Raw genomic sequence first — 12,314 nt, 5'->3', positions numbered from 1 at the left:
AATTTGGCAGAGGGTAATTTGCGAATCCATAAAAATAAGTTGCTACTGGTATTTCATTGAAACGGTATTTATGGGTAAGATGAACAAGATCAATTCTGATTATATTTGGATGTAACAAAATAGGCAACATCATGAAAAAAATAGTTTTGGTAATATCAATATTGTTTGGCATATATGCCCATGGACAGGGGTTTTTACATACTGACGGACAGCGAATTGTTGATGGAAATGGTAAGAATGTGTTACTTAAAGGATTGGGACTTGGAGGATGGATGGTTCAAGAAGGATATATGTTGCAAACTGCTGATTTTGCTGGCCCCCAACATATTATTAAGCAAAAAATATCGGAGCTAGTAGGCGAGGAGGGTATGGAAAAGTTTTATGATGCCTATTTGGCCAGCGGAATAACAAAGCGCGATATAGACTCCTTGAAGTCTTGGGGATTCAATTCGGTGAGGCTGCCCATGCACTATAATCTGTATACACCTCCTATCGAGGCAGAGAAAGACGATGAAATTACATGGTTGGAGAAAGGGTTCGAAATGACCGATAACCTCCTGAAGTGGTGCGAGGACAATGAGATGTACCTTATACTTGACCTTCATGCCGCTCCTGGGGGGCAGGGCCATGACGCGAATATTTCCGACTATGATGCAACAAAGCCATCACTTTGGGAGAGTGAGGCCAATCAACAAAAAATGATAGCTTTTTGGGAAAAGATAGCGGAGAGATATAAAGATGAACCATGGATAGGGGGATATGATATAATCAATGAGCCTAACTGGAATTTCGAAGGAGAAAACCCTAATGGTTGTGATGAAGAGCACAATGCTCCCCTACGAAAATTGATGGTGGATGTTACCACGGCTATCCGAAAAATCGATAAAAATCACATCGTGGTTATAGAGGGAAATTGTTGGGGAAACAATTACAACGGTATTTTTCCATTGTGGGACGATAATACGGTCATCAGCTTTCATAAGTACTGGAACTATAATACAACAGCTTCTATTGAGCAAGTTTTGGGGTATAGAGAAAAGTATAATGCCCCTATTTGGCTAGGGGAGAGTGGAGAGAATTCCAATGTTTGGTTCAGAGATGCATTGGCACTAATGGAGTCCCATAATATTGGATGGGCATTCTGGCCAATGAAAAAAGTGAATAATATAGCAGGGGTGACAAATGTTACCAAAAATGATGGTTTTGCAACGCTATTGGAATATTGGAAGAATGGGGGCGAAAAACCATCAAGAAAGTTTGCCATCGATGCCTTGATGAAACTTGCCGACAACTATAAAATGGAAAATGTCACGGTTAAACCTGGGGTTGTGGATGCTATGTTCCGGCAGGTAGGGACATTTGAAACAAAAGCATATAAAGAACATGGTATACCAGGGAAAATATATGCTACAGAATATGACATGGGCACCAATAATTATGCTTACAAGGATAGGGACTATGTCAATTATTGGGTGAGTACCGGAGAACGGGTACAATGGAACAAAGGTCGTAAAATGAGAAATGATGGGGTTGATATTCAAGTTTCCACGGACAACATCACCAATGGTTATGAAGTATTCGATATAAATGAAGGGGAATGGTTACAATTTACAGTGGATGTGGCCCAGACGGGTACATATGTTATGGATGTCAGGTATTCAAGTGAAGCGGCCGATGGGAAATTTTACCTTAGCGTGGACGGAAACCGGCTTTCAGAAAGCCTCACACTTCCCATTACAGGTGGGAATACCCAATATAGGACCTATACTTCCAAAGGCTATATATTGGAAGAAGGTATACATCACATCAAAATTATCTTCGAAACAGGTGGGTTCAACTTAAATTATATGGAGTTTAAAAAGCAATGATCTTTAAAATGAAGAAGGTCAGATGTCGATAAAATAGAATTGGACCTGATTTAAAATTTAAGATTATTCAACTGCAGGAATTACCTACCCTTTTCCTCAATTTACTTAAGAATTCTTTTGAAATGCCCAAATATGATGCGATGTGATACTGGGGCACCCGCTGAACAACGGTTGGATATTGATTTAAAAACATTTGAAATCGATCCATGGCATTACCGGATAAATGGAGTAGCATTCTATTTTTGAGTACGTGCACATGTCGCTGCATCATAATACGAAACATTCGTTCCAATTGGGGAACGGAATCAAGAAGATCTTGTTTGGCTTCCAGAGAGAGCATCAATAATTCTGTTTCCTCCAATGTCTCAATACTTACTTTGCTGGGCTTGGAATTCTCAAAACTATTGATTTCGCTTATCCACCAATCCTCAATGGCAAATTCAACTGTGTGCTCGTTTCCTTTCTTGTCTACAAAATACTCTCTGGCACAGCCACTTATTATGTAGGCCTCAAAGTTGCATACTTTGCCAGACTCCAGTATAAGAGTGTTCTTTGGGACTTTGGCATACTCAAAAAAATCCAGTGCACGATTTAATTCCTGCTCGGATAATTGGACGAACCGCTCCAAATAACGTTTTAATTCATTTTTCATCGACCGCCATTTATTGTCCTAGTTCAATTGAAAGTTTTTGGGAATCTAATAATTTTGAATTGGTTCGCCAAAAGCAATATGACGAAATGGTTTTACTTATTTTGAAGTAAGACGAAATCGAGCAATATCATTTTTAGCGAGTGCTTTTACCAAGCATGTCATAAAACGAACAACTATAATTTTTAAATTGATAAGTATGTCATATCAACCAAGTCAAGAAAGATATAATAGAATGAAGTATAAACGCTGTGGACGAAGTGGCCTGTTATTGCCGGCATTTTCATTGGGCTTGTGGCATAATTTTGGAAAAGAAGATGATTATGTCAATGCCCAGACCATTATACGGAAAGCATTTGATGCAGGGATTACACATTTCGATCTGGCAAACAATTATGGCCCACCACCAGGTTCGGCAGAAATCACTTTTGGAAAAATATTTAAATCTGACTTATCCCAATATCGGGATGAAATCATTGTAAGTACAAAAGCAGGATGGAAAATGTGGGATGGTCCTTATGGGGATTTTGGTTCTAAAAAATACTTAGTGGCAAGTTTGGACCAAAGTCTAAAACGCATGGGATTGGATTATGTGGATATTTTTTATCATCATCGACCAGATCCATCAACGCCTTTGGAAGAAACGATGGGAGCATTGGATTTAATAGTCAGGGAGGGAAAGGCACTTTACGTCGGTATATCGAGCTATAGTGCAGAAGAGACAAAGGCTGCTGCTAAATTGTTGAAGGAGATGGGAACGCCTTGTTTGATCCATCAACCCCGTTATTCCATGTTTGATCGTTGGATTGAAGACGGACTATTGGATGTGTTGGAGGAAGAAGGAATTGGATGTATTGTATTTTCTCCCTTGGAACAGGGGTTGTTGACAGATAAGTACCTTAATGGGGTTCCACAATCATCAAGAGCGGCATCTGGACGTGGGAACGGGGCATTGGAAGCAAGTCAAATAACGAAAGATAAGCTTGAAGTAGTAGAAAAGCTTAATAACATTGCCAAAGGAAGGGGGCAGACCTTGGCACAGATGGCACTTTCTTGGGCCTGTCGTGATTCAAGGGTATCATCCGTGCTATTAGGTGTTAGTAGACCCGAACAATTGGATAATTCACTTGAAGCTTTACAAAAATTGGATTTTAGCAATGATGAATTGCAAAGAATTGAAAGTACCTTATTGAATGAAAAGGTCTAATTCGTTTTGTCGATTTTTTTAGGTCATTCTTGAATTTTTCAATTGCAAATCTTGTTTTTTTGGCGTTGTAAGTGGTTGGTTATTATGCATGCCAAATATGGCGCGATTTTAGGGGCATAGGCTTGATGTATGTTTGTTGAAGAGGACAATTGGTTTTGGGTTAATGCTAGTTAAAAGTCCCTTTAACGATGTTAAATTGAATTGTTTTTATGAGGTGAAATCACCTATTCCGGTTTTTGGCCAATACATAATCTATATACGTTTTGAAATTTAATTTGCTAAACATTATTTGCCTATTTACCATGGGTGCTTGCTTTTTCTCTTGTGAAAAGTCTGGTCAAGAGAAATACTCCATAGGTTTTTCACAATGTACCAGCATAAGCGATTGGAGAAAGAGTATGAATTATTCTATGCGGATTCAGGCTTCGGTATACTCAAATGTGGATTTGGAATTGTTGGACAGTGAGGATAGCGCAACTAAACAAATTGAGGATATAGAATATATGATCGAGGAGGACATGGATGTCATCATAGTTTCTCCATTAGAGCCTAACGCCCTTATACCTGTAATCAAGAAAGCCATGTCAGCTGGGATTCACGTAATCTTATTGGATCGCAAAATCAATTCACCTGATTATACAGCCTATGTTGGAGCAGATAATATTGAAGTAGGAAGAAATGCGGCCGAATATATTTTGTCAAAAGGGAATGATAGCATAAGCATAGTGGAATTAAAAGGAGGTGATAGTTCCACACCTGCACTTGAACGCAGTCTAGGGTTCCATCAAATAATAGATAAGAAAAAAAATGTCCACCTGTTAAAGAGCATCAAAGACCTTAACGAAGAATTCCTGATTAATTCGTTTAAAAATACTTTGGATTCCTTGGAGCAAACCCCTATCGATTATGTTTACTGCTTCAATGATGAAATGGCCTACGCCGCTTGGAAGATAATAAAGGAAAAGGGAAGGGAGAAGAGTATAAAAATCATTGGGGTGGATGGGTTGAACGGCCCGGGTGGCGGAATAGAAATGGTGGAAGAAGGTATTTTGGAAGCCACGATATTGTATCCTACGGGAGGTGCTGAAGTGATTAAGCTGGCTTTGAGCCTATTGAACAATGAGCAAGTGCCAAAAAATGTCGTACTTAAAACCACGGTCATAGATAAGTTCAATGCAGGTATCATGCAGGCACAGCTCGACCGAATACATCAGCAACAGAATGAAATAGAGCAACAGGTCGCCAATATTTCCCGTCAAGAGGAATTGAACAGGTCCCAACGCAACATTATCTACATATCCACTGGTTTTACCTTTGTGGTTTTAATGCTATTATGCTATGGCATATACTCTATTGTGGTGATAAAGAAAAAGAACAGGCAGTTGAACCTTACCAATAATAAGGTGTTGATCCAAAGAAACCAGATTCAAAAAATAGCCAATCAGTTAAAGAAGAGCCATCAAGAAAAGATTCAATTTTTCACGGGGGTTTCACATGAATTGAAAACACCGGTCACATTGATTTTAAGCGCGGTGGAATCAATGGTGGAAACCTCTATTAAAACAAAGGGATATTTAGAGAAAGAAATCGGGTTGATTCAAAAGAACTCAAAAAGATTGCTGCTGCTTATCAATCAGTTATTGGATTTCCGCAAGCAAGAAGAGGGGAAATTCACTGTGCGGGCAACAGAAATTAATCTTTTGGAATTCACCGCTACCATTATGAAGACCTTTCAAGGAGAGGCGGTTCGTCGCAATATCGATTTTAGATTTCGGAGTTTGGAGAAAAATGTGCTGTTGTACTGCGATGTCAATATGTTGGAAAAAGTATATTATAACCTGCTTTCCAACGCCTTCAAATTTACACCGGACAATGGTTCTATAGAAATTTCCATTACCACGAACAAAAAGGAAGAATGTATAACGATAAACTTTAAGGACACGGGCATTGGCATACCCCTTGAAGAAATGAACGGAGTCTTTAAACCGTTTTTTAAAGGCTCCAACAACAAGAAAAATAGTTCGGGCATAGGACTGTACCTTACCAAAGAGTTTATTGGGTTGCACAAAGGTACAATTGAGGTGCATAGTAAGAACGGAACAACTTTTAGTATACGCCTACCAAAAGGAAAGGCACATTTTACCGCGCAACAGTTGAGCAATCAAACTGGGCATCAGTTTCTTTTGGAAGAAGAGTTCCCAACTATCAAAAATGAAATGACCGATGGTAACGATATTGGTAGAAATGACGGTAATGAGGAAGTTTACACGGTTATGCTCATTGAAGACAATGCAGAACTCTCTGAGTTTATCGGCCGAAAACTTGGAAAACAATTCAACATATTGGTTTCTGACGGTTTGGAGGCAACCGATATGGTTTTCCAAGTCATACCGGACATCATTATCTGTGATGTGAACCTAAACGGTGACAGTAATGGATTTGAACTGAGCGAATTGTTCAAAAAAGATTTGAGGACCTCCCATATCCCCATTATTATTTTGACGGCAAATAATGATCGGGAATCACATTTACAGGGGCTTGGCATTGCAGATATGTATATTACCAAACCATTTAGTTATGCCATTCTTATGCAATCCATTCAATCTTTGCTAAAAAACAGGGAACTCCTTCGATATTATTATACCCAAAACCTTTACACATCCCTCGAAGCAGGAACATCGGGTCACCAAGAAAGAAAATTTTTGGTCCAGATCAATAAGATTATTGAGGACAATATAGATAACGAAGACTTTAATATTGAAGATCTCGCTATACACCTTAACATATCAAGATCACAACTTTATCGTAAGGTAAAAGCTTTGCTGGGTGTAAGTATAAGTGAGTATGTAAGTGATTATCGTTTGGAGAGAGCAAAGATTATGCTCTTAAAAACAACTTTGAATATAGGGGAGATAGCTTACAAAAATGGATTTTCCTCTCCGAACTATTTCTCTACTTCGTTCCGAAATAAATATGGAATGTCTCCCAACTCTTATAGGGCATCCATAACTATTCAGACAGATATGGACTAAGGTTTCAATCCAGGTTCCGGGTTGACCTTTCTTCTTTTTATTTTTTGAAGCATTGTGCCAATTTCCTGTACAAAACAACGTATACCTAAAGTTTTAATTAACATCATCCTTATGGTTGTTCAACCCCTTATCTCTGCGAGTGAAAGGAAAGTACTAAAGCGTGCCATTACCATTTAAAAACGGAAAATTAGACCTGTTGGTCTTTCACCCCATTCAATGTCTTTTCATCAATTAGAATGATTTGATAAACTTTTTTTAACCCAAAATTTATACTTCTAACGAAAACTACTGTTGATAAAAAACAAACCTCCTTTTTGATCAAAGCAAAATGCTACATCAGTATAAAAGAATGCTTCATTATCGAAACCTTGATGATAACCTTAAGTTTTGATGGATAAATAAGTTACTGTTAAACAAGGCATTAAAGGCTTTCTGAGAAAAAGCAACTTGAATGTAGATATTTGAGCAATTCTCAAAATAGGATCACTTTTATTGGTGATAAATTAGTTTCGATGCAATCAAATCATTGATCATGCAATATTGGCTCGTAGGTGGAGCGACTTTGGAGGTGCCTTTTAAAGTTTGCTACATCCTTATCGAGTTCTTTTGTTGAATGATGTGATTTTGATTTTTTGAAAACTAACTAAATAAACGTTGAAATTATGAGAATTTTGTTCTTGACATTATTATGGTGTTGTATACCAATAAGTCATGTGTGGAGCCAGCAGCATGAAGTACAAGGTACGGTTACAGCAGCAGAAGATGGAATGCCATTGCCAGGGGCTTCTATTTTGGTAAAAGGTTCGACCAACGGAACCATGACCGACTTTGATGGTAATTATGTACTGGCAGATGTTCCCCAAGGATCTGTCTTGGTTTTTAGTTACGTCGGGTTTTTGTCCCAAGAAGTAACAGTTAATGACCAGTCTACATTGAACATAGCCTTAAAAGCAGATGCACAGCAACTTGATGAGGTTGTAATCACTGGATATGTAGCAGAAAAGAAGGCAGATTTAACAGGAGCGGTAAGTATAGTGGACATTGCACCTATAAAAGAGACCAGTATGAGCTCGGGTAGCCCCATACAGGCCATGCAGGGTAGGGTGGCAGGTCTTTTTGTGCAAAAATCAGGGGACCCCACTGGAAGCAGCAACCAAATACTCATCAGAGGGGTGAATACATTGGGAAACAATGCTCCCTTATATGTAATAGATGGTGTGCCAACGGTGCGACAGGAAGTTTTTTCTAGCATAAACCCAAGTACAATTGCTTCCATCCAAGTGTTAAAGGATGCTTCGGCTTCCTCCCTATATGGTTCAAGAGCATCGAATGGTGTTATTATCATTACCACAAAAAATGTATCAAAAGGAGAAAAAGTCAATGTTTCCTTTAGTAGTAACCTATCGGTGCTGTCAGAAAAAAAACAGCGCTACGATATGTTGAATGCCAAGGAAAGAGGAAGAGTATTGTGGCAAGCTTCTGTAAACGATGGTTCCGATCCCAATACTGGGTACGGGGAAATCTACAATTTTGACTGGAACGGTGATTTTAACAACCCAGTGCTGAACAATGTATCCGTACAACCATATGTGGGTGGTGATTCCAATGTGCCTTCGGGAGATACCGATTGGCAGGATACCCTTTATGAAACCGGTTTTGTATTGAACAATGATTTAACGGTATCCGGCGGTGATGATAAAGCATTTGCATTACTCAACCTAGGGTATTTGGACAATACAGGCATCTTAAAATATTCAGGATACGAACGTTATTCTGCAAAAATAAACGCAAGCCTTAATCTATTTAACGATCACCTAAAAATAGGGACAAACACTCAGTTTTATAAGTCGAATGAAACTTTGGCCTCCAGGGATGTAGGTAATGCGCCGACACCCGGATTGGGAATCAATATGGCACCTACCATTCCGGTGTACACATCCACTGGTGATTATGGAGGGCCATTGGGGTCCGGGTATTCCGATAGAAACAATCCTTTGTACATGCAATACATCAATAGATGGGACAACACAGCTAGGACAACAATTTTTGGAAATGTGTACGCCGAACTAAAGATCTTAGAAAATCTGACATTTAGGACAAGTATTGGACTGGATCATTACAGAACCGATCTTAAAGATATCGAGCCAAGGGTGAGCAACGGTTTTATTACCAGGACCCTTAACAGTTTGGAAATTTCTCAAGCGGATTTCTCCAGCTTGGTGCTCACGAACACGTTGCAATACAATTTCACATTGAATGAAGACCATAGATTCAATGTTTTATTGGGTACTGAATCAATTAAAAATAAATTACATTCCGTAACGGCAACGGCCCAAAATTTTGCCGTTGAAGATGAATCCTACTATGTTTTATCTGCCGCAACGGGTCAAAGGACCAATCAAGGTAGCATTACAGAAGATGCTTTGCTTTCCCAATTCGGAAAGATCAATTACACCTTCTCGGATAAATACTTGGCCTCCGTTACCTTGCGTAGAGATGGTTCGTCCAAATTCGGAACAGATAACAGGTATGCCATTTTCCCTGCATTTACAGTAGGTTGGCGAATGAAGAACGAAAACTTTTTAAAGGACAAGGATTGGTTGAATACCCTAAAACTAAGAGCGGGCTATGGTGTAGTTGGTAACCAGTTTATAGGAGATTACGCCAGGTTTGGTCTATACGAGCCCCGTTATGGCCCCGTAGAATATAATTATGCCCAAGATTCCTTTAGTGAATGGTACAATGTAGGAACCGCTTATGACATCAATGGGAACAATAGTGGTAACCTACCCGCTGGATTTATTTCCATACAGAGCGAAAATCCGAGCTTGAAATGGGAAGAGACCAAAGAAATAAATGTAGGTGTTGATTTTGGGTTCTTTAATCGTTCCATTGTAGGTTCCTTTGACTATTTTACAAGAAACACGGATGGTATTCTAATCCGACCACCAATTGCTTCCGCTGTTGGTGAAGGTCGTGAGCGTTGGCTAAATGGAGCTTCTACCAAAACCAACGGATGGGAACTGATTTTATCCTATAACCATAATTTTGAAAATGATTTCAAATTTGGAGTGACCACGAATTTCGGGGCTTTTAGGGACAAGATCACCAGCCTTCCGGAAGAAGCAAGAACAGCCTATCCCGGAACTGCACAAAACTCGATCATAGGCCATTCACAATTTTCAATTTTTGGATATAAAACAGAAGGATTGTTCCAAAGTCAGGAAGAAGTTAATGAGCACCCAACAGGCGGGGTTCAGGTAGGCAATGCACGACCTGGAGGAATCAAAATTGTGGATGTGAACGGTGATGGTGTTATAAATTCCAACGATAGGGATTGGCTGGGAACCACTTTGCCAAAATTGGAATACGGTATCACTATAGATGCCCATTACAAAAATTTTGATGCCAGTATTTTTGGTTCGGGGGTAATGGGACGTATAGGTGTAGATCCCTATATCATGTACAACAATTTTGTGCCGGGTAGGGAAAATGCAGCAACGGGCACACTTAATGGCTGGACACCCACCAACACGAATACAAATATCCCTTCATTGAGTTTGGTAAATAACTTTACGGAAAACTCCGATTATATCTACCGAAACAATTCTTATTTCAAAATAAGAAATATCCAGTTGGGCTATTCCTTGCCGCAAGACCTTATAGAAAAATGGGGAGGTATGACAGGTCTAAGGATCTACCTTCAGGCAGAAAACCTTTTTTGGTTCACCCCAAAAGGTTACATAGGTGCCGATCCAGAGCGAGTGGACATCAATGCCATTCCAGTGCCAAGTATAATGTCGATTGGATTTAATGTCAATTTTTAAATTAAGAAAGATGAAAAAAATTAAACTTATAATAACATGTGCCATAGCCTTGGCAATAAGCTCTTGCAATGATGGCTTTTTGGATGTAGAACCATCCGGACTATTGTCATCGGATAATGTAGCAACCGAGGAAAATGCAGAAGGACTGGTAATAGCAGCCTATGCAGGAATCGGCAACGATGATATTGGAGGACCGATAACCAATCCGTGGGTATACGGAAGTGTTCGAGCCGATGATGCCTACAAAGGTGGTGGTGGCCGTACGGATTTGGCCGAAATAGACCGGTACGAACAATATAACCTTACCATTCCAGATGCAGGTTCATTGCTTATGTTGCCAAATACATGGGAAAATTATTATAAAGCGATATCAAGGATCAATTTTGCCTTGAGGGTGATCAATGAGATACCTGAAAGCTCGTATCCGAACAAAACAGTCAGGATGGCCGAACTTCGTTTTTTAAGGGGACATTGCCATTTTATCTTGAAGATAATGTTCAAGCATATCCCTTACATTTCAGATAACCTTACGGATGATCAAATCTTGCAGACCACAAACGATATGCCCCAAGAAGAGTTGTGGAACAAAATTGCAGATGACTTTTTGTTTGCATACGATAACCTTCCCCAACAACAAGATCAGGTAGGTAGGGCGAATAAAAGTGCAGCAGCCGGTTATTTAGCCAAATTAAGGTTGTACCAAGCCTACGAGCAAGACGAAAACAACCAAGTAGTAGGTATTGATCAAGAGCGTTTGGAAGAAGTTATCCACTATGCCGATGAGGTCCAAGGAAGTTTGGAACCAGACTTTGCCAATAATTTCCTTCCAGATTATGAAAACGGGCAAGAGTCCGTATGGGCCGTACAATTTTCGCTGAACGATGGAACAGAGGTCGGTCGGGGTAGTTATGCTACTGCGGTGAACTCTCCAACGGGATCATCTTTTTATGGTTGCTGTGGTTTCCATCAAGCAAGCCAAAATATGGTGAACGCCTTTAAAACAGATGAAAACGGACTTCCTCTTTTGGATACTTTCAATGACAGCGATCTCACAGACCCGGATGCCTATGGAAGTATAGATCCCCGAATGGACCATACAGTTGGATTTCCCGGAAGACCCTTCAAGTATATGAACACCATTAGCGAGCCCGGGGATATGATCTATAAAACAAGTTGGGCCAGAGATCCGGGAGTTTATGGTTTCTATGGAAATATGAAGGAACAACAATCCCCCGATTGCTCATGCTTTATAAAGCAAGGTCCATTTATAGCGACCTCGGTAAACTACGTTTTTATAAGATATGCGGATATATTGCTTTTCAAGGCAGAGGCTTTGATTCAATTGGATAGATGGGATGAAGCGCTTCCGATCATAAACCAAGTTAGGAACCGGGCCGCTCAAAGTACCTCCAGACCATTGTCCGCTGGTGCATCCGATGTGTACAACATTCAACCCTATGCATCTTTTCCATCCAAGGAATTTGCATGGAAGGCCCTAAAGTTTGAAAGACGCCTTGAGTTTGCCATGGAAGGATGGCGTTTCTTCGACCTAGTGCGTTGGGGAGAAGCAGAAGCTACTTTGAACGACTATTTGGATGTTGAAAAGCAAAAGCACGATTACCTATCCAATGCATATTTTACAGCAGGAAGGGATGAGTATTATCCAATTCCACAAAAGGAAATCGATTTTACCAAAGGAATATACACTCAGAATACTGGATATTAATAACT

Annotated in this window: 6 protein-coding genes; 5 read left to right on the top strand and 1 reads right to left on the bottom strand. The window is 39.7% G+C overall.

All coding sequences use genetic code 11. The features are described from left to right. Positions 1-131 precede the first annotated feature (131 nt). Entirely contained in the window at positions 132-1,868 is a 1,737-nt protein-coding gene (locus tag GUA46_RS11945) for a cellulase family glycosylhydrolase (protein WP_176620669.1), read from the top strand. Between the two features lie 67 nt (positions 1,869-1,935). Here GUA46_RS11945 and GUA46_RS11940 read toward each other — a convergent pair whose 3' ends face one another. Then, the gene (locus GUA46_RS11940; protein ID WP_176620668.1) at positions 1,936-2,520 is read right to left on the bottom strand and encodes a Crp/Fnr family transcriptional regulator; all 585 of its coding nucleotides are present in this window, start codon (positions 2,518-2,520) and stop codon (positions 1,936-1,938) included. 196 nt (positions 2,521-2,716) lie between these two features. On the opposite strand from GUA46_RS11940, the gene mgrA reads away from it, so the two are divergent. The 4 genes from mgrA to GUA46_RS11920 all read left to right on the top strand — a co-directional run bounded on the left by mgrA (position 2,717) and on the right by GUA46_RS11920 (position 12,309). Continuing rightward, on the top strand, positions 2,717-3,724 hold the full coding sequence (mgrA, locus tag GUA46_RS11935; RefSeq protein WP_176620667.1) for an L-glyceraldehyde 3-phosphate reductase: 1,008 nt from the start codon (positions 2,717-2,719) through the stop codon (positions 3,722-3,724). 263 nt (positions 3,725-3,987) lie between these two features. Then, a complete protein-coding gene (locus GUA46_RS11930) occupies positions 3,988-6,756 on the top strand; it encodes a hybrid sensor histidine kinase/response regulator transcription factor (protein ID WP_176620666.1) in 2,769 nt (922 codons plus the stop codon). Positions 6,757-7,418: 662 nt separating this feature from the next. After that, positions 7,419-10,583, top strand: coding sequence for a SusC/RagA family TonB-linked outer membrane protein (locus tag GUA46_RS11925; protein WP_176620665.1), 3,165 nt, complete (start codon positions 7,419-7,421; stop codon positions 10,581-10,583). Positions 10,584-10,593: 10 nt separating this feature from the next. Further along, complete coding sequence (locus GUA46_RS11920; protein ID WP_176620664.1) at positions 10,594-12,309, top strand: RagB/SusD family nutrient uptake outer membrane protein; 1,716 nt, start codon at positions 10,594-10,596, stop codon at positions 12,307-12,309. The last annotated feature ends 5 nt before the right edge of the window (positions 12,310-12,314 follow it).

The sequence above is a fragment of the Flagellimonas chongwuensis genome (genome assembly GCF_013376415.1).
Classification (GTDB): domain Bacteria; phylum Bacteroidota; class Bacteroidia; order Flavobacteriales; family Flavobacteriaceae; genus Flagellimonas; species Flagellimonas chongwuensis.
The sequence above is the reverse complement of the archived record's forward strand: the minus strand, read 5'-3'. Positions and strand labels throughout refer to the sequence as shown.